The organism is Nostocoides sp. HKS02, from assembly GCF_009707485.1.
Taxonomy (GTDB): Bacteria; Actinomycetota; Actinomycetes; order Actinomycetales; family Dermatophilaceae; genus Pedococcus.
The window spans coordinates 3,350,449-3,369,179 of the sequence record NZ_CP046121.1; the positions used below are offsets into that span (position 1 = coordinate 3,350,449).

The 18,731-nt window shown below is 70.8% G+C and carries 16 protein-coding genes, 1 tRNA gene and 2 pseudogenes; 13 read left to right on the forward strand and 6 right to left on the reverse strand.

What is annotated here, in order from left to right:
* Positions 1 to 19 precede the first annotated feature (19 nt).
* From eno to GKE56_RS16125, 4 genes and pseudogenes are all read left to right on the forward strand, one after another.
* A pseudogene (gene eno / locus GKE56_RS16110) lies at positions 20 to 1,310 on the forward strand (phosphopyruvate hydratase).
* A 32-nt stretch (positions 1,311 to 1,342) separates the two neighbouring features.
* Positions 1,343 to 1,951, forward strand: a complete 609-nt coding sequence (locus GKE56_RS16115; protein WP_154685410.1) for a septum formation initiator family protein — start codon at positions 1,343 to 1,345, stop codon at positions 1,949 to 1,951.
* Positions 1,948 to 3,435 carry a DUF501 domain-containing protein gene (locus tag GKE56_RS18440; RefSeq protein WP_154685411.1) on the forward strand — a complete coding sequence of 496 codons (1,488 nt, stop codon included), beginning with the start codon at positions 1,948 to 1,950 and terminating at the stop codon, positions 3,433 to 3,435. Before GKE56_RS16115 ends, GKE56_RS18440 begins: the two co-directional genes overlap by 4 nt.
* A 94-nt stretch (positions 3,436 to 3,529) precedes the next feature.
* Positions 3,530 to 4,969 carry an MCE family protein gene (locus GKE56_RS16125; protein ID WP_230209037.1) on the forward strand — a complete coding sequence of 480 codons (1,440 nt, stop codon included), beginning with the start codon at positions 3,530 to 3,532 and terminating at the stop codon, positions 4,967 to 4,969.
* A 29-nt stretch (positions 4,970 to 4,998) separates the two neighbouring features.
* Here GKE56_RS16125 and GKE56_RS16130 read toward each other — a convergent pair whose 3' ends face one another.
* On the reverse strand, positions 4,999 to 5,640 hold the full coding sequence (locus GKE56_RS16130; RefSeq protein ID WP_230209038.1) for a TetR/AcrR family transcriptional regulator: 642 nt from the start codon (positions 5,638 to 5,640) through the stop codon (positions 4,999 to 5,001).
* A gap of 53 nt (positions 5,641 to 5,693) precedes the next feature.
* Here GKE56_RS16130 and GKE56_RS16135 point away from each other — a divergent pair, with 53 nt between their 5' ends.
* Positions 5,694 to 7,178 (forward strand): NAD(P)/FAD-dependent oxidoreductase, encoded by a 1,485-nt coding sequence (locus GKE56_RS16135; protein ID WP_154685412.1) that lies wholly within the window; start codon positions 5,694 to 5,696, stop codon positions 7,176 to 7,178.
* Entirely contained in the window at positions 7,171 to 8,031 is an 861-nt protein-coding gene (locus tag GKE56_RS16140; RefSeq protein WP_154685413.1) for an SDR family oxidoreductase, read from the forward strand. Before GKE56_RS16135 ends, GKE56_RS16140 begins: the two co-directional genes overlap by 8 nt.
* Positions 8,032 to 8,086: 55 nt before the next feature.
* On the opposite strand, the gene GKE56_RS16145 is transcribed toward GKE56_RS16140, so the two are convergent.
* Entirely contained in the window at positions 8,087 to 8,740 is a 654-nt protein-coding gene (locus GKE56_RS16145) for a pyridoxamine 5'-phosphate oxidase family protein (protein ID WP_230209039.1), read from the reverse strand.
* Between the two features lie 75 nt (positions 8,741 to 8,815).
* On the opposite strand from GKE56_RS16145, the gene GKE56_RS16150 reads away from it, so the two are divergent.
* Positions 8,816 to 8,890: transfer RNA gene (locus GKE56_RS16150), tRNA-Leu, on the forward strand.
* A gap of 33 nt (positions 8,891 to 8,923) precedes the next feature.
* On the opposite strand, the gene GKE56_RS16155 is transcribed toward GKE56_RS16150, so the two are convergent.
* The gene (locus GKE56_RS16155; protein ID WP_154685414.1) at positions 8,924 to 9,718 is read right to left on the reverse strand and encodes a hypothetical protein; all 795 of its coding nucleotides are present in this window, start codon (positions 9,716 to 9,718) and stop codon (positions 8,924 to 8,926) included.
* 191 nt (positions 9,719 to 9,909) lie between these two features.
* Here GKE56_RS16155 and GKE56_RS16160 point away from each other — a divergent pair, with 191 nt between their 5' ends.
* From GKE56_RS16160 to GKE56_RS16170, 3 genes are all read left to right on the forward strand, one after another.
* On the forward strand, positions 9,910 to 10,770 hold the full coding sequence (locus GKE56_RS16160; RefSeq protein ID WP_154685415.1) for a Bax inhibitor-1/YccA family protein: 861 nt from the start codon (positions 9,910 to 9,912) through the stop codon (positions 10,768 to 10,770).
* 100 nt (positions 10,771 to 10,870) lie between these two features.
* Positions 10,871 to 11,041, forward strand: a complete 171-nt coding sequence (locus GKE56_RS17720) for a hypothetical protein (RefSeq protein WP_230209040.1) — start codon at positions 10,871 to 10,873, stop codon at positions 11,039 to 11,041.
* Positions 11,042 to 11,158: 117 nt separating this feature from the next.
* Positions 11,159 to 12,073: a hypothetical protein gene (locus tag GKE56_RS16170; protein WP_154685417.1), complete on the forward strand. Its 915-nt coding sequence runs from the start codon at positions 11,159 to 11,161 to the stop codon at positions 12,071 to 12,073.
* 46 nt (positions 12,074 to 12,119) lie between these two features.
* Here the strand turns inward: GKE56_RS16170 and GKE56_RS16175 are convergent, their stop codons facing one another.
* Together GKE56_RS16175 and GKE56_RS16180 are read right to left on the reverse strand one after the other, a co-directional pair.
* The gene (locus tag GKE56_RS16175) at positions 12,120 to 13,343 is read right to left on the reverse strand and encodes an acetyl-CoA C-acetyltransferase (RefSeq protein ID WP_154685418.1); all 1,224 of its coding nucleotides are present in this window, start codon (positions 13,341 to 13,343) and stop codon (positions 12,120 to 12,122) included.
* A gap of 42 nt (positions 13,344 to 13,385) precedes the next feature.
* Positions 13,386 to 14,549: an SGNH/GDSL hydrolase family protein gene (locus GKE56_RS16180; protein ID WP_154685419.1), complete on the reverse strand. Its 1,164-nt coding sequence runs from the start codon at positions 14,547 to 14,549 to the stop codon at positions 13,386 to 13,388.
* Positions 14,550 to 14,749: 200 nt separating this feature from the next.
* On the opposite strand from GKE56_RS16180, the gene GKE56_RS16185 reads away from it, so the two are divergent.
* Together GKE56_RS16185 and GKE56_RS16190 are read left to right on the forward strand one after the other, a co-directional pair.
* Positions 14,750 to 16,126, forward strand: a complete 1,377-nt coding sequence (locus tag GKE56_RS16185; protein WP_154685420.1) for a cystathionine beta-synthase — start codon at positions 14,750 to 14,752, stop codon at positions 16,124 to 16,126.
* A gap of 105 nt (positions 16,127 to 16,231) precedes the next feature.
* Entirely contained in the window at positions 16,232 to 16,696 is a 465-nt protein-coding gene (locus GKE56_RS16190; protein WP_230209041.1) for a lamin tail domain-containing protein, read from the forward strand.
* A gap of 35 nt (positions 16,697 to 16,731) precedes the next feature.
* On the opposite strand, the gene msrA is transcribed toward GKE56_RS16190, so the two are convergent.
* Positions 16,732 to 17,418, reverse strand: a complete 687-nt coding sequence (gene msrA / locus GKE56_RS16195; RefSeq protein WP_154685421.1) for a peptide-methionine (S)-S-oxide reductase MsrA — start codon at positions 17,416 to 17,418, stop codon at positions 16,732 to 16,734.
* Between the two features lie 102 nt (positions 17,419 to 17,520).
* Here msrA and GKE56_RS16200 point away from each other — a divergent pair.
* Positions 17,521 to 18,718 (forward strand): annotated as a pseudogene (locus tag GKE56_RS16200) (cystathionine gamma-synthase).
* Positions 18,719 to 18,731 lie beyond the last annotated feature (13 nt).

Here is an 18,731-nt window from a genome sequence, read left to right on the forward strand (position 1 = left end):
ACCAGACGATGGAGAAGCAGTGGCCAGCATCGAGGCAGTAGGCGCTCGCGAGATTCTCGACTCGCGCGGCAACCCCACGGTCGAGGTCGAGGTGGCCCTCGACGACGGCACGATCGCCCGCGCGGCGGTGCCCTCCGGCGCCTCCACCGGCGCGTTCGAGGCGGTCGAGCGCCGTGACGGCGACAAGGGCCGCTACCTCGGCAAGGGCGTCGAGAAGGCTGTGGACGCGGTGCTCGACGACATCGGCCCCAAGCTGGTCGGCTACGACGCCAGCGAGCAGCGCATCGTCGACGGCGTGATGCTCGGTCTCGACGGCACCGACAACAAGGCGAACCTCGGCGCCAACGCGATCCTGGGCGTCTCGCTGGCCGTGGCCAAGGCGGCCGCCGAGTCCGCCGGTCTGCCGCTTGTTCCGCTACGTCGGTGGCCCCAACGCCCACGTCCTGCCCGTGCCGATGATGAACATCCTCAACGGTGGCAGCCATGCCGACTCCAACGTCGACATCCAGGAGTTCATGATCGCGCCGATCGGCGCCGAGTCCTTCCGCGAGGCACTGCGCTGGGGCGCCGAGGTCTACCACGCGCTCAAGGGCGTCCTCAAGGACAAGGGCCTGGCCACCGGGCTGGGCGACGAGGGCGGCTTCGCGCCGAACCTCGAGTCCAACCGCGCCGCGCTCGACCTCATCCTCGAGGCCATCGAGAAGGCCGGCTACGAGCCCGGCACCCAGATCGCGCTCGCTCTCGACGTCGCCGCGAGCGAGTTCCACAACGAGGACGGCACCTACCAGTTCGAGGGTGTCGCGAAGACGTCCGGCGAGATGGTCGAGTACTACACCGGGCTGGTCGACTCCTACCCGCTCGTCTCCATCGAGGACCCGCTCAACGAGGAGGACTGGGACGGCTGGAAGACGATGACCGACCGCCTCGGCTCCCGGGTCCAGATCGTCGGCGACGACCTCTTCGTCACCAACCCCGCCCGGCTTGCCCGCGGCATCGCCTCGGGCACGGCCAACGCGCTGCTCGTCAAGGTCAACCAGATCGGTTCCCTGACCGAGACCCTCGACGCCGTCGACCTCGCCCAGCGCAACGGCTACCGCTGCATGATGAGCCACCGCTCCGGCGAGACCGAGGACGTCACCATCGCCGACCTCGCCGTGGCCACGAACTGCGGCCAGATCAAGACCGGGGCCCCGGCCCGCTCCGAGCGCGTCGCGAAGTACAACCAGCTGCTGCGCATCGAGGAAGAGCTCGACGACGCTGCCATGTATGCCGGCGCCGGCGCCTTCCCCCGCTTCTCACCGAAGGCCTGAGGCCGGGCACCGGGCGGGGAGGACGGCGACCAGTGGCAACCACAGGACACGGCAAGGGCAGTGGTGGCGGGCGTCCCACCACCCGCCGCTCCGCCGTGCCCCGGGCCAGCGGCGCCGGGCGGCCCAGCACGCCTCGCTCGGCGGCCGCCCGACCCGGCGCGGGCCCCGGCCGCTCCCGGGCGACCGCCTCAGGCGCGATGCGCAAGGCCGTGGCCGCGCGGGGCGCGCAGGAGCGCCGCGCCTCCCGGGCTGTGCTGCGGTCGGTCGTGCTCGCGTCGATCCTCGTGCTGCTCGCCGTGACGCTGGTGCCCACCTTGCGGTCCTACCTGCGCCAGCAGGGGCAGATCGACTCGCTGCGCCACCAGGTCGCCGCCCAGCGCACGGACGTCACGAGCCTGCAGAAGGAGCAGGCCCGCTGGAACGACGAGGCCTACGTCGTCCAGCAGGCTCGTGAGCGCCTCAAGTTCGTCAAGGTTGGCGAGAAGTCCTACACCGTGATCGACGGCCGGCCGGCCGCCCGGACCGAGCCCGGCGTCGCCGCGGCGCCTGCCGCGAGCAGCGACCACCCGTGGTACGGCCAGCTGTGGGAGTCGGTGCGCGTCGCCGACTCGGGCCCCGCCGCCATCGCGCCCGCGAAGTGAGCGAGTACCTGGGGCCCCAGGGGTCGGGCCTGCCCTCGCCGGCCGACCTCGACGCCGTCCATGCCCAGCTCGGCCGGACGCCCCGTGGCGTGGCCGGGGTGGCCCACCGCTGTCCCTGCGGGCACCCCGACGTCCTGGAGACCGAGCCCCGGCTGCCCGACGGCACGCCGTTCCCCACGACGTTCTATGCCACCTGCCCCAAGCTGACCGGCGCCATCTCCACCCTCGAGTCCACCGGGCTGATGAAGGACATGACCGACCGTCTCGCCGCCGATCCCGAGCTGGCCGAGCGGTATGCCGCGGCGCACGAGGACTACCTGGCCCGGCGTTCCGGCCTCGGCGAGGTCCCCGAGATCGCCGGGATCTCGGCCGGTGGCATGCCCACCCGCGTCAAGTGCCTACACGTCCTCGTAGCCCACTCCCTCGCCGTCGGGCCCGGGGTGAACCCGCTCGGTGACGAGGCCCTCGCCCGGCTCGACGACTGGTGGACCGGCGGCTCGTGCGTCCCCCGCCAGCGGCGGCGACGAGCCCGCCACCCCGTGACCCGGGTGGGCGCCGTGGACTGCGGCACGAACTCGATCCGGCTGCTCGTCGCCGATGTCGACGCGGCGACCGGGGTCCTCACCGATGTGCTGCGGCGCATGGAGGTGGTCCGCCTGGGCTACGGGGTGGACCGGACCGGCCAGATCGCTCCGGAGGCGATGTCCCGCACCCTGGCGATGACCCGCGAGTATGCCGGCCAGTGCCGCGACCTCGGCGTCACCCGGGTGCGGTTCGTGGCCACCTCGGCGTCCCGCGACGCCAGCAACGCTGCCGACTTCGTCGAGGGCGTGCGCGAGGCGTTCACGCACTATGACGCCGCGCCTGAGGTCATCTCGGGCGACGAGGAAGCCGCGCTGTCGTTCGGTGGGGCCACTGGCGACCTGCGCGCACGCGGCATACCGGGGCCGTTCCTCGTGGTCGACCTCGGTGGCGGCTCCACCGAGTTCGTCCGGGGCGAGACCGTGGTCGAGTCGGCCCGGTCGGTCGACATCGGCTGCGTCCGCATCACCGAGCGCCATCTCCACTCGGACCCACCCACGCAGGCAGAGATCGACGCGGCGGTTCGGGACATCGACGCGGCCATCGACCAGGCGGCCGACCAGGTCGACTTCACTGGGATCGGCTCGCTGGTGGGGTTGGCCGGCAGTGTCACCACGATCACGGCCCAGGCGCTCGGGCTGCGCTCCTACGACCCCGACCTGATCCACCTGACCGAGCTGCCACCCGAGCGGGTCGTCGCGGCGTGCGAGTCGCTGCTGCACCTGACCCGGGCCGAGCGGGCGGCACTGGGCTTCATGCACCCAGGTCGCGTCGACGTGATCGGGGCGGGTGCGCTGGTCTGGCGCCAGGTGGTCCTGCGGCTGGCGGCCCAGGGGGTCACGAGGGTGGTCACCTCCGAGCACGACATCCTCGACGGCATCGCGCTGTCCCTCGCGCGCTGAGGGTCGAACTCGGGACGGGATGTCGGGCCACGAGCCGTAACCTCACGGCCACTTGGTCGTTGCCCGGGTGACGTCCATCACGCAGCGAGGGGTGATGACCACGGTCGACGACGAACGCATGCGACCGGCGGGTGACCCGGAGTCCGCGACTCCCGGTCGGCTCCACGCTGCCGTGCGGCCGACGACCCCGATCTCCCCGTTAGGCCCGGCCCGTGGCCCGCTGGCCCGCCTCGGTGACCGTGCCTACGGCCTGGCGTTCCTGCTCGTCGTCGGACTGCTCATGGCCTTTGCCGTCGCGTCGTATGTCAAGGCCTTCAGCCCCGTGGTCCACGTGAGCCTCCTGACCGACCGGATCGGGTCGCAGCTGCAGACCTCCTCCGACGTCAAGCTGCGGGGGCTGGTGGTCGGTGAGGTGCGGGGCATCGAGACGACCGCCACCGGTGCCCGGCTGGACCTGGCGCTCGACCCAGATCTGGTGCCGTTGATCCCGGCGGATGTGACGGCGCGGTTGTTGCCGAAGACGTTGTTCGGTGAGCGGTTCGTGGATCTGGTGTCGCCGGAGGCGGGTCGTGCTGGGGTGGGGCACATCGTGGCGGGGGCGACGATCGGTCAGGATCGGACGTCGGTGGCGATCGAGCTGGAGAAGGTGTTTGCGGACCTGTTGCCGTTGTTGCGCACGGTGCGGCCGGAGAAGCTGGCGGCGACGTTGGATGCGTTGGCGTCGGCGTTGGATGGTCGGGGGACCCGGCTGGGTCAGAGCCTGGTGTTGGTGGATTCGTATTTCAAGGCGTTGAACCCGAAGATGCCGGTGATCCAGGCGGATATTTCGGGGTTGGCGGATCTGGCGTCGACGTATGCGGTGGCGGCGCCGGCGTTGGTGCGGGCGGCGACGAACTTGATCACGACGAATACGACGATCGTGCAGCGTAGGGATGCGCTGGCGGGGTTCTTGGCGGGGACGGCGGGGTTTGCGAACACGACGGCGGATTTCTTGGATGCCAATGGTGAGCGGATCATCCAGGTGGGTCGGGTGCAGCGCCCGACGGTGGCGGTGTTCGCCAAGTACTCCCTGCAATACCCCTGTTTCACCCAGTCGCTGGTCCAGTGGTTGCCCCGCATCGATGGCGCGTGGCGTCACAACACCTTCCACCTGACCATCGAGACCTCGCCGCAGCGACCCGGCTACCACCCGGGCGAGGAGCCTCGCTGGGGTGAGCACCGGCCGGCCTCCTGCGGGCTGCTCCCGACGCCGAACACCTCCCAGGCACGACCGGTCCCGGGCAAGAAGTTCGACGACGGCACGGACAACATCGGGGGCTACAGCTCGAACCCGAGCTTCTCGGCGCTGCCCCAGTACTTCAGTGCCGTGAGTGGTGCCGCCATCCCCGACCCGAACTCCGGCCTGGCCGGCACGCACGACGAGCAGCTGGTCGTGGCGGCCCTGCTCGACGGCAGCGACCTGCCGTCAGCGATCACGACGCTGCTCGCCGGACCGATGCTGCGCGGCGGGCTGGTGTCCCAGGACGGCGGTTGAGCGCCGCCCGAGCGGGGCCTGAACGCCCGTCAGGTCGTGGGGGTCGTGCGCGGCAAGAGCGTCCCGAGGCCGCCCCAGACCGCCGACACGACCAGGTCCGTCGCGTCCTCGGCGGTGATCTCGGGGCGCCGGGTGCGCCACACCGCGACCCGCTCGCACGCGCCGACGATCACCTCGGCATACCCCTCGAGCAGGGTGTCCGGCACCTCGCCCAGCCCTGGCGCGCCGGCGAGCGCGCGGGCCGTGGCATCGGACTGCTGCGCGCGGATGCTCTCGATGAGGGGGCTGGCCTGGGACGCCATCGCGCCCTCCTGCTGGATGAGCACGAACGCGGTGGCGTGCTCGTCGATGAAGTCGAAGAATGCGCGTACGCCCGCCCGGAAGACCTCGCCCAGCGGGGCGTCCGGCCCGGTCGCGGCCCACGAGGCCTCGGTCGCCTCGCGCAGCTGGCTGCGGGCCCGGGTGATGCACGCCGACAGCAGGCCCTCCTTGGAGCCGAAGTACTCGTAGATCAGGGGCTTGGTCACCCCGACCCGGTCGGCGACCTCCTCCATGGTGGTGGCCTGGTAGCCGCGCTCGGCGAAGACCTGCTCGGCCGCGACGAGGATCTGCTCCTCGCGCTGGGCGCGCGGCATCCGCTTGCGGACCGGGGTGGGGGATGCAGGGCTCACGCGGCGATCGTAGCGTCTCGCCCGATCAACTTACCCATGGTAAGTTAGCCCGCATGACCGTACCCCACCACAGGGTCGTGATCGTCGGCACCGGGTTCTCCGGCCTCGGCATGGCCATCCGTCTGGCGCAGCGGGGCGACCAGGACTACGTGCTCCTGGAGAAGGCCGACGACGTCGGTGGCACCTGGCGCGACAACCGCTACCCGGGGTGTGCCTGCGACGTGCCCTCACGGCTCTACTCGTTCTCCTTCGACCAGAACCCTTCGTGGTCGCGCGACTTCGCGACCGCCCCGGAGATCTGGGCCTACCTGCGTGACGTCGCCGACCGGTATGCCGTGCGCGACCGCGTCGTGTTCGGCGCCGACCTGCGCTCGGCGAACTATGACGAGCGCGCGCGGCGCTGGAGCCTGACCGCTGCCGACGGGCGCGGCTGGACCTGCGACGCCCTCGTCCTGGGCGTCGGCGCGCTGCACGAGCCGAGGCTGCCCGACATCGAGGGGCTCTCCGACTTCGACGGCGCCGTCATGCACACGGCCCAGTGGCCCGAGGACGACGGCCTGGACGGGGCACGGGTGGCAGTCGTCGGCACCGGCGCGAGCGCGGTGCAGCTCCTGCCGGAGGTCGCCGTGCGCGCCGCACACACCACCGTCTTCCAGCGCACCCCGGCCTGGATCCTGAGCAAGCACGACAAGGACTGGAGCCCGGGACGCCAGCGCCGCTTCCGCCGCTGGCCGGCCCTCCAGCGCGCCGTGCGCTGGCGCACCTACTGGGCGCTCGAGGCGCGGGCGCCGTTCTTCGTGCGCTTCCCGTCGTTGGCGCGGCTCGTGGAGCGGATGGCCCTGCGTGAGCTCCGCTCGTCGGTGAGCGACCCGCAGCTACGGGCCAAGCTCACGCCTGACTACACCATCGGGTGCAAGCGCATCCTGCTCTCCAACGACTACTGGCCCACGTTCGAGCGCGACGACGTGTCGCTGGTAACCGAGCCGATCGTGCGCGTCGAGCGCGATGCGGTGGTCACCGCCGACGGCACGCGGCATACGGTCGACGCCCTGGTGCTCGGGACAGGTTTCGATGTGTCCGGCAGCTTCGAGCGCATCGACGTGACCGGCCTGGGTGGCAGGTCGCTGGCGCAGGCCTGGGCTGGCGGGATGCACACCAACCTCGGCATCACCGTGGCGGGCTTCCCCGAGCTCTACCTTCTGCTGGGCCCCAACACCGGGCTCGGTCACAACTCCGTGGTGCTCATGATCGAGCTGGCGACCGGGTACGTCCTGCAGTGCCTCGACCGCGGTCGCGCCGGGGCCCGGGTCGTCACCGAGCGCGCCCAGGCGGCGTTCACCCAGGAGATGCTGCGCCGGACCAAGCACACGGTGTGGGCCACCGGATGCCGGAGCTGGTACCTCGACCGGTTCGGGCACAACACCTCGACCTGGCCCGGCTCGACCATCGGGTACTGGTGGCGCACCCGTCGGGTCGACGATGCGCAGTTCGAGATCGTGCAGGTGCCCGCCGAGGACAGGGAGTCCGTTGATGCGTAAGACTATTCAGTCGTTTCGACCGCAGGTGTCGATCGTCACCGGTGCTGCGTCGGGCATCGGCCGCGCCATCGCGGCCGAGCTGGTCGCCCGCGGCAGCCTCGTGGTGATCGCCGACCTCGACGGGACTGCCGCGCAGACGGCAGCCCGCGAGCTCGGGCCCTCGGCAGTCGCGGCCACCGTCGATGTCGCCGACGCCGAGGCGGTGCGGAGCCTCGTCGACGGGGTCGTCGCCGAGCACGGTCGGCTCGACGTCATGGTCAACAACGCCGGGGTCGCCATCGGCGGCCTGCTCGAGGAGCTCGACGAGCGGCACTGGGCCAAGGCCATCGACGTCAACCTGCGCGGCGTGATCAACGGCGTGACCGCGGCATACCCGCACCTGCGCGCCCAGGGGAGCGGCCACATCCTCAACACGGCCTCGCTCGCCGGGCTCATCCCCGCCCCGGCCATGCTGCCGTACACGACGACCAAGCACGCGGTCGTCGGGCTGTCGACGGCGCTGCGCGCCGAGGCTGCGAGCCAGGGGGTGAAGGTCAGCGTGCTGTGCCCGGGTTTCGTCGACACCCCGCTGCTCGACGAGGTGTATGCCGCGCCGGCCAGCTTCGCAGGCGGCAGCGTCCGGTCGCGGGTGCGGCTGATGCAGCCGAAGTTCCTCACCCCGGAGCTCACCGCCAAGCGCGCGGTCGACGGCTTGGCCGCCAACAAGGCGGTCATCCCGGTGGGGTTCCTGGCCCACCTCAGCTGGCGCGCGCTGCGGTACGTGCCGCCGCTGGCGCGAGCCGCGATCCAGCTGCAGGCCACCGGTCACCGGCGGCTCAACGAACGGGCGTCGCGCAGGGTCGGCCAGGTCTAGGACGCCGCCTCGGCACGGGGGTGGCAGCCGGTCGTCGCGAGGGGGTGTTCCGGTTTCAGCGGGGGTAGGCGCGCAGGATCGCGTGGACCGAGTCGGGCACCGGTGCGCCGCTGGTGTTCCAGGCATCTCGCTCAGGCTCGCCAGCGGTCACTCGCAGCGGCACCACGCCCGTCCACGCCCGCGTCGGCTCACCGTCAGGTGGCTCCGACCCGCCCTCGCGGCACTTGTAGAGCCAGGACCCTTCGGCGATCGGCAGGCTCAGGCAGACCGTGGCCGAGAGCTCCTTCGTCGTGCTCGGAACGACCTCGCGGGTGCGACCGGGGAACAGCCGGTCGGTGAGCGTCTCCAGCCCGGCGGCTGCTTCGGGCCCAGACAGGGTCTGCAACGTCCCGCGCAGCACAGCGCTGCGGTAGTTCGCAGAAGACTCGAAGGCGTTGAAGGCGACCACGAAACCGTCGAGCGAGAGGACCGTCAGGGTCGCCGGCGCACCGTCGCTCACCTGGCGCAGGGCGCCCGCACCGGTCGAGCCGTGGAGCAGCACCCGGTCGCCGTCGCGGGCGAAGAACATGGGCACCGACCACGGCATACCGTCGACCACGGTCGACAGAACGCCTACGGGCACCTCGTCGAGCAGGCTGTCGAGGGTCGCTCGCTCGGAGCTCGCCCGGCCCTCTTTTCGGGTCAGGGTGGCGCGGGGGTCATCGGTCACCCCGCAATGATGGCAGCAGTGGTCTGGGCAGTGGGTCTCTGCTCGGACGGTGCGCGGCGGCGGCATACTGGGCGCGCCCCCGTAGCCCAACTGGCAGAGGCAGGCGACTTAAAATCGCCACCGGTGCGGGTTCGACCCCCGTCGGGGGCACCCAGCGTGACCTTGCGCGATCTTGGCCTGACCTCAGGTCAGCGGGCACTTCACCAGGTTCGCGGCCAGCAGCGCCGCCGAGTAGGTGTCCACCTGGCCCTGGCCCGTCTTCCAGGACTGTGTCCACATGGCCCCCATCTGGCTGGCGGTGAGGTGCCCCGCCCGGAACATGTCCATGTCCTGGATGTGGTGCTCCCAGGTCGTGATCGCGCTCCTCGCCCGCTCGAGCACCGCGACCCGGGCGCGGGTCGCCTTGACGCAGGCCGAGATCGCATTGACCTGCGCCATCGGGGCCGAGCAGGCCGCGGTCGGTCCCAGCTCGGGGCAGTCGGCCTTGCTCGTGCTCAGCGCCTTGTCAGCAGTGCGGAACGCCGCCGCCTTCGCGCCCGCATCGACCCGGCTCTGCTCCCAGTAGGTCCTGGCGACCGCCAAGGTGATCTTCCCGGCGACCAGGAGGTTCATCGCGTCGATGTGCTTCTGGAACTGTTCGAGGGACACCGCCGCCGCCGCGAGGTCGGCCTGCTGGCGCAGGTTCGCGAGCCGGCACGCTTCGGTGGCGCCGTCGAGAGCGCCACCCGTCGTGGTCGCGCCCGAGCTGGCCTTCCCGCTTGCGGTCGACGCCACCGGGTGGGCGACCGAGCCCGAGGTCCCGTGCGCCGCGCCTGACCCGGCCGCCGTCGGTGGACCGGTCGAGCCCCCCGCCGTCGCGCTGGTGTTCAGGAACCGGGTCACCAGGACGAATGGAAGGATGAGGGCCAGCAACCCCGCCACCAGCAGCAGGACGATGCGCCCCCACGCCAGTGATGTTTGCTCGTCGTCGATGCCCATGGCTCTCGCCTGCCTTCGATTGAGCGGATTACCGAGTATTGAACGGCGCTCGGGGGGCTGAACTCGGGCATCGGGCCCGGCATCGCGTCATGCCGATGGGGGACACTGCGGGAACTCCGAGGGCTCTCCCCACGTACTCTGGAATGAGCGGCGTTCTGCATAGCCGTACCGAGGTCCAGGAGGGACGACAGATGGCCAGCAACCCGGTGTTCGACCGGATCGACAAGGAATCCCGTCAGGGGTATGCCGGGTTCGGCGGGGCCCCGGAGCGGCCGGCGTCGGCTGCAGGTGGCGCAGGCGACGGCTTGACTCCCCAGCAGCTCCAGGACCTCTACAACCAGCCCTCGGCGGGGCCGGTGCAGATGCGCAGGCTCACGCTCGACGACGTCGTCATGAAGACGTCCGGACTCTTCGCCCTGGTGATCGTCGGGGCCGTCGTCGGGTGGCAGCTCGCCCCCACGTACGGCCCGCTCCTGGTCATCGGCGGCATCGCGATCATCCTGGGGCTCGGCCTGGTCATCGCCCTGCGCAAGACCATCAGCGTGCCGCTCATCCTCGTCTACGCCGCGGGCCAGGGCTTGTTCGTCGGCGCGATCAGCCAGTTCTACAGCCTGCGGTTCGACCCGATCGGCCAGACCGACGTCTTCCACGGCATCGTCGCCCAGGCCGTCCTCGGCACGCTGTCGGTGTTCGCCGGCATGTTGCTGGCCTACAAGACCGGGCTGGTGCGGGTCACCGCGAAGTTCCGTCGCATCGTCACGATGGCGGTCATCGGCTACGCCGTCTTCGCCCTGATCAACTTCCTCTACGCGGTCATCGGCAACCACACGTTCGGCATCGGTGGCACCGGTCCGTTGGGCTTCTTCGTGTCGATCTTCGCGATCGGGCTCGCCTCGGCGATGCTGGCCGTCGACTTCGACTCCATCGACCGGGCGATCTCAGCCGGTGCCCCCGAGAAGTACTCGTGGCTGCTGGCCCACGGCCTGATCGTCACGCTGGTCTGGCTGTACCTCGAGATCCTGCGGCTGCTGGGCCGCATGCGCAGCAACTGACGTGCCGCCGAAATCCCCTGTGCCTCAGGAGGTTTCGCTAGAGCTCCGGCGGGTGGTCCAGCGGTGGCAGCAACTGCCGCTGGACCACGCGCAGTCGCGTATGCCGGCCGTTCGCGAGCTCCTCGACGCCCTCGCCGGCCGTGCGGTGCCCGATCTCGGGCCTGAGGTGCTCATGGACCAGCTCACCGTCCTGGTCTACGACGCGAGCGAGGCGGGAGCCCCAGCGGACCTGGGGGCCCGCCTCGCCGCACTCCGCCGCGCGCTGGGCTGACGCGGCATACCCGCAGTCGAGGTGAACTCGCCGGTGGGGACCGGCGCGTTCACCTCGACCGGGGGGACCTGTGGATACCGAGCGGCTGGCAACGTGGCGAGCCACCATGCTTCGACAATGCCCTCGATCGTCCGCACGGAGCGCTCGACCTTGCGGGACCTCGCACCCGACGGCGTCCTGCCGCGCGCCGTGCTGCGTGAGCATGGTTGGGATCGAGATGCGGTCGCACGTCAGGTTGCGGCAGACCGATGGGCGATCCACGGGCGTCAGACCGTGGCGCTGCACACGGCTCCGCTCAGCCCGCGGGCTCAACGGTGGCGGGCGATCTGGGAGGTGGGCCATCGCGTGGCCGCGCTCGATGGAGTGACCGCACTCCAGGCCAGTGGTCTGCGTGGCTATGCCGACGACGAGGTCCATGTGTCGGTCAAGCACACCGCGCGGCTCAAGCCACTCGAAGGGATTCGGCTCCACAAGGTGATCCGCCGGGTCGATGGAGAGCTGGCGCTGGCCGGCATACCCCGCACCGTCCCCGCGGTCGCGGCGGTGCGCGCCGCGCACTGGGCGGTGAGCAACCGGCAGGCCGCCCTGCTGCTCGTCATGCCGGTGCAGCAGCGGATGGTCACTGGGGCCCAGCTGCTCGACGCGGTTCGCAGGGTCCCAGGCCGGAACCGGCGGGCCTTCGTCAACGCCGTCGCCCGCGACATCGCCGACGGCGCTCAGTCCCTGGGCGAGCTGGACTTCGCCGGCCTCTGTCGGGCGCGTGGTCTCCCGGAACCCACGAGGCAAGCCGTGCGCCGAGGCCCGCGGGGCTCTGTCTACCTCGATGCGCGGTGGGACGGCATCGGGCTCGTCGTTGAGATCGACGGATCGCAGCACACCTGGGGGATGGCGCCGACGGACGACCAGTTCCGGCAGAACGCTGTGGTCATCAGGGGTGATCGGGTGCTCCGGATGACCCTGATGGGCCTCCGGCTGATGCCCGACGCCTTCATGGACCAGGTCTGCGTGGCATTCCACGCCGAGTCGAGGTGAACTCGCCGAAAGCTCCCCGCGAGTTCACCTCGACCCGAGGTGGGGCTCAGCTGAGGCGCTCGTAGATGATCGCCATGCCCTGGCCGCCACCGACGCACATGGTCTCGAGGCCGAACTGGCCGTCGCGTGCCTCGAGGCCGTTGAGCAGCGTGGTCGTGATGCGGGCTCCGGTCGACCCGAACGGGTGGCCGAGGGCGATCGCCCCGCCGTGGACGTTGAGCTTGTCGAAGTCCATGCCCAGGTCGTCGGCCGAGGGCAGCACCTGCGCCGCGAACGCCTCGTTGATCTCGTAGAGGTCGATGTCGTCGATGGTCATGCCCGCCCTGGCGAGGGCCTGGCGCGACGCCTCCACGGGCCCGAGCCCCATGATCTCGGGCGAGAGCCCCGAGACGCCGGTGGAGACCACGCGGGCGAGCGGGGTCAGCCCGAGCTCCGCCGCCTTGGTGTCGCTCATGACGACCAGGGCGGCCGCACCGTCGTTGAGGGGACAGCAGTTGCCGGCGGTGATGGTGCCCTGCTCGCGGAACACCGGGTTGAGGCCCTGGAGCGCCTCGAGCGTGACGCCTGCACGGGGGCCGTCGTCCTTGCTGAGCACGGTGCCGTCGGGCAGGGTGACGGGTGCGATCTCGCGCGCGAAGAAGCCGTCGGCGATGGCCTTCTCGGCGCGGTTCTGGCTCGAGACGCCCCACTCGTCCTGGCGCTCGCGCGAGATCCCGCGCAGGGTCGCGACGTTCTCGGCGGTCTGCCCCATCGTGAGGTAGACGTCGGGCACCAGGCCCTCCTCGCGGGGGTCGGTCCAGGTGCGGTTCTCGGTGGCGATCTGCACGCTGCGCGCGGCCGCGTCGGCGAACCGCGGGTTCATGTCGTCAGCCTTCGACCCGCCAGCCCCCGCGAAGTTGGTGTACTGCGACACGCACTCGACCCCGCCCGAGATGAAGATGTCGCCCTCGCCGGCCTTGATCGCGTGGTAGGCCATCCGGGTGGTCTGCACCGACGACGCGCAGAACCGGTTGATGGTCGAGCCCGGCAGGCCGTCGAACCCCGCGAGCACCGCGATGACCCGGGCCATGTTGGAGCCGTGCCGCCCGGAGGGCTCGGCGCACCCCCAGTAGAGGTCCTCGACGAGGGTCGGGTCGAGCTCGGGGATCTTGGCCAGCGCGGCTGAGATGACCTGCACCGACAGGTCGTCGGGCCGCATCTCCTTGAGCGAGCCCTTGAAGGCACGCCCGATCGGCGTGCGGGCGGTGGAGACGATCACGGCTTCGGTCACGGGGGTTCCTCCTCGTCGAGGGGCCGCCAGGTGAGCGGCCGCTTAGTCGGTGTCGATGGTATGCCGTGCGGCTGGGTCCGGCGGTGTGGCGTTGCTCTCGCTCTCGCCGACGCCGTCGCCCTCGATGCCGTAGCTCGCCACTGCATCGTCGACGGTGACCAAGTCCGTGGCGTCGATCTCGTCGGCCTCGACCCGTTCGTCCTGGCGGTCGGGCACAGCCTTGTGCGGACGACGCATCAACACCGCCCAGCGGCCGCGCGGACCTCGGCTCTGGCCGGCGATCTCGGTCGCACTGACCTCGGTGCCGGGGTCGCGGACCGCGTACTCAGCCGCCACGGCCACCGGACCGACGCCCTCGCCGCGCCGGGTGTCCGGCACCCGCTCGTCGGTGGGCGCGCCGGCCCACACGCCGAGCGCGGCATACACACTCGGGAGCAGGGCTGCGGCGGCCCGCGCGTAGCCCGCAGGTGAGGGATGAAAGCGGTCGGCGCTGAACATCTCGTGCGGTCGCTCGGCGAACTCGGGCCCGAGCAGGTCGCCCAGGGAGACCGTGCGACCGCCGGCCTCGACGACGGCCACCGTCTGGGCCGCCGCGAGGTCGCGCGACCACCGGCGCCCCAGGAGCCGCAACGGCTGGGGAATCGGCTGGATGGTGCCGAGGTCGGGGCAGGTGCCGACGACGACCTCGGTGCCCAGCTCGTGCAGGCGGCGCACGGTGTCCTCGAGGTGGCGCACTGCGACGGACTTGTCGATCCGGTGGGTGACGTCGTTGGCGCCGATCATGATCACCGCGACGTGCGGCCGGGGGACCTGGTCGAGCGCGTTGGCGAGCTGCAGCTCGAGGCCCGAGGACTCGGCGCCGATGACCGCGGTGTTGGTCAGGCGGACAGGGCGCCCCGTGAGGGCGGAGACGCCGTTGGCGATGATGGCCCCGACCGTCTGGTAGCGGTGGTCGGCGCCCATGCCGGCGGCCGACGAGTCGCCGAGCACGAGGAGCTCGACGGGGTCCCCGGCGCCGGCGCCATAGGTGCCGTTGTCGTCGGGAGCACCCTCGAAGGGCTGGCCGACGAGCCTGCGCGCCACGCGCGCCTCGGCCTTGAGCAGGCCGTAGCCGAGCATGCCGACCGCGCCGATCCCGGCGGCGAGCCCACCACCGCCGTATGCCGCCGTGGCGGCGATCTTGCGTGCGCGTCGCGCTCGGCCCATGGCGGATCCTTTCGCTTGCTCGACGCGGTGGTCGCTCCACCGCTCGACTCGGTCGTCGCTCGACCCAGTGACGGTAACGCCCGATGCCGACATGTCGTGCCCCCAAGGATGCCTGCCCCTGACCTCGATGGTGCGCGCGGGGCGGCCCCGGGGCTCAGCCGTTTGCGGGAGCGCTGTCCACCATCTGAGAGGATGGCGCCGTGAAGTATGCAGAGCACATCACCGACCTCGTCGGGAACACGCCCCTCGTCAAGCTCACCTCGGTCACCGAGGGGGTTGCCGCGACGATCCTCGCCAAGGTCGAGTACCTCAACCCCGGCGGCTCCGTGAAGGACCGGATCGCGCTCAAGATGGTCGAGGCGGCCGAGGAGTCCGGTGAGCTCAAGCCCGGCGGAACGATCGTCGAGCCCACCTCGGGCAACACCGGGGTCGGCCTGGCCCTGGTGGCCCAGCGCAAGGGTTACCACTGCGTCTTCGTGTGCCCCGACAAGGTGAGCCAGGACAAGCGCGATGTGTTGAAGGCGTACGGTGCCGAGGTCGTGGTCTGCCCGACCGCCGTCGCGCCCGACCACCCGGACTCCTACTACTCGGTCTCCGACCGGCTGGTCCGTGAGATCGAGGGCGCCTGGAAGCCCAACCAGTACGCCAACCAGAACGGCCCGGCCTCGCACTACGAGACCACGGGTCCGGAGATCTGGAACGACACCGACGGCCGGGTGACGCACTTCGTCGCCGGCGTCGGCACCGGTGGCACCATCACCGGCACCGGCCGCTACCTGCGCGACGCCTCGCAGGACCGCGACGGCGGGCGCGTGACCATCATCGGTGCGGACCCTGAGGGTTCGGTCTACTCAGGTGGCACCGGCCGGCCCTACCTCGTCGAGGGCGTGGGCGAGGACTTCTGGCCGACCGCGTACGACCCGGCCGTGGTCGACGAGGTGATCGCCGTGAGCGACGCCGACTCGTTCGAGATGACGCGTCGCCTCGCCAAGGAGGAAGGGCTGCTCGTCGGCGGTTCGTGCGGCATGGCCGTTGTCGCCGCCCTGCGCGCCGCCGAGGACCTGCCGGCCGACGCGGTCGTCGTCGTGCTGCTGCCCGACAGCGGCCGTGGCTACATGTCCAAGATCTTCAACGACGAGTGGATGAGCTCCTACGGCTTCATGCGCACCGTCGACCAGACGACCGTCGGCGAGGTGCTCCACCAGAAGGCCGGCGACCTGCCGGCGCTGGTGCACACCCACCCGACCGAGACCGTCCGCGACGCCATCGAGATCCTCCACGAGTACTCGGTGTCGCAGATGCCCGTGGTCAAGGCCGAGCCGCCGGTGATGGCCGGCGAGGTGGCGGGCTCGGTCAGTGAGCGCGCCCTGCTCGAGGCGCTCTTCAACGGCAGCGCCCACCTCACCGACTCCGTCGAGAAGCACATGGAGCCGTCGCTGCCGCTCGTGGGCGCCGGCGAGCCGGTGAGCGCAGCGCGTATCGAGCTCGAGAAGCACGACGCGATCATGGTCGTCGAGGACGGCAAGCCGGTCGGTGTGCTGACCCGCGCGGACCTGCTCATCGCCCTGGTCAGCTGATCGCCCGGGCGCGGCCATGGCCAGCGGCCCCACGACAGTCCTTGAGCTCCAGGATCGTACTTTCGGTGGATTTTCCGGGCGCCGTGCGTGCGTAGGGTCGGTCGCATGTCCCGCCTTCGCCGTGCCGCAGCAGTACTCTGCCTGATGGGCTTGACCGTCGGGGTCGGCGCCGTGGCGGCCCCGGGATCGGCCGACGCCACCACGCCGGCGGTGAAGATCTCGTTCGTCCGGTACGACTCACCAGGGCCCGACACCGGGACGAACGCCAGCCTCAACTCCGAGTACGTCGTCATCAAGAACACGACGACCACCGCGAGGTCACTGACCGGCTGGACCCTCAGGGACCGCACCGGCTACACCTACCGGTTCCCGACCTTCACGTTGCGTGCCGGTGCAACGGTCGCGGTGCGGACCGGCAAGGGCACGGCGACGGCCACCAACCGCTACTACAACCACTCCTGGTACATCTGGAACAACACGGGCGACACGGCATACTTGCGCAACTCCGCGGGGACGCTCGTCCACTCGTGCGCCTGGACGTCCGTCGGCGTCGGGTACCGCTACTGCTGACCCGCCCGCGCAACGCACGCGGACGATGGTCGGGCTCAGTCTGTCGTGGCCTGCGGTGACAGCACGCTCTGCTGCGAGGGCAGCTGGTCCTGCTTGACGATCCCCACGGGGCAGGTCATGCCGTTCGGCCCGTGGTTGCAGTACCCGCCAGGGTTCTTGAACAGGTACTGCTGGTGGTAGTCCTCGGCGTAGTAGAAGGTCCCGGCGTCCTGCGCTGACCGCAGCTCGGTCGTGATCGTGCCGAAGCCGTTGTCCGTGAGCACCTTCTGGAACGCGTCCCGAGTCGCGTGGGCCGCCCGCTCCTGCTCCGGGGTGGTCCAGTAGATGGCCGACCGGTATGCCGTGCCGACGTCGTTGCCCTGTCGGTTGCCCTGGGTGGGGTCGTGGTTCTCCCAGAACTCCTTGAGCAACAGCTCAGGGGTGGTCTCCTCGGGGTCGTACGCGACGAGGACGGTCTCGGCGTGGCCGGTCTGACCCGTGCAGGTCTCCTCGTACGTCGGGTTCGGGGTGAGGCCACCCATGTAGCCGGCGGCCGTGGTGACGACTCCCGGGAGCCGCCAGAAGATCCGCTCGGCTCCCCAGAAGCACCCCATCGCGATGTAGAGGACTTCCGTGCCGTCGGGCCACGGCCCCTCCACCGGGGTGTGCAGGACGGCGTGGTCCCGGGCGATCTGGAAGGGGCGGACCTCGCGGCCCCGCAGGGCGGTGTCCGCGGTGGGCATGGTGGTCTTGGCGCGCGATCCGAATATCACGCCCGGTCCAACGTGAGCAGGGGCGCGGGTGTTCCTCCATCGGCGTTTCCGCGCCGCGTTAGCCTTGCCCGCATGAACGAGCAGAGCGGTACCCCTGACGTAGCGGGCTTCTCCACGCGTGCGATCCACGCCGGCCAGGAGCCTGACCTTGGCACCGGAGCGGTGATCACCCCGATCTTCCAGGTGTCGACCTACAAGCAGGACGGCATCGGCGGTTTCCGCGGCGGCTACGAGTACAGCCGCTCGGCCAACCCGACCCGGACCGCGCTCGAGGAGTGCTTCGCCGCGCTCGAGGGTGGCGTTCGCGGGTTCGCCTTCTCGTCCGGGCTCGCCGGGCAGGACACCGTGCTGCGCGCCCTGCTCAAGCCCGGCGACCACGTGGTCGTGCCCAGCGATGCGTATGGCGGCACCTACCGGCTTGTTCAACAAGGTGCTCACGACGTGGGGGGTCGAGCACTCCATCGCGACGATCGCCGACGTCGAGTCCGTCCGCGCCGCGATCCGCCCGGGACAGACCAAGATCGTGTGGGTCGAGACGCCGACGAACCCCCTGCTCGGGATCGCCGACATCGCGGCGCTCGCCGCCGTCGCCCACGAGGCGGGCGCGCTGCTGGTGGTGGACAACACGTTCGCGTCGCCCTACCTCCAGCAGCCGCTCAGCCTCGGCGCCGACGTCGTCACGCACTCGACGACCAAGTACTGCGGCGGCCACTCCGACGTCGTGGGTGGCGCCGTCGTCGTGGGTCGCGACATCGCCGTGCCCGGGTTCGAGGACGCGGCGGACCGGGTGGCGTTCCACCAGAACTCGATGGGCGCCGTCGCGGGACCGATGGACGCGTGGCTCGTGCTGCGTGGCCTGAAGACGCTGGCCATCCGCATGGAGAAGCACAGCGACAACGCCGAGCGGGTCGTCGAGTTCCTCAGCGCCCACCCGGCGGTCAGCGCCGTGCACTACCCCGGGCTGGAGTCCCACCCGGGTCACGAGGTCGCCAAGCGCCAGATGAAGCGGTTCGGCGGCATGATCTCGTTCCAGGTCAAGGCCGGCGAGGACGTCGCGGTGAAGATCTGCGGCGAGACGCAGCTGTGGACCCTCGGAGAGTCCCTCGGCGGCGTCGAGTCCCTCATCGAGCACCCGGCTCGCATGACGCACGCGTCGGTCGCGGGCACCGAGCTCGAGGTCCCCGCCGACCTGATCCGGCTGTCGGTCGGCATCGAGGACGTCGAGGACCTCATTGCCGACCTCGCGCAGGCGCTCGACCGGCTCGGCTGAGCCGCGGTCACCT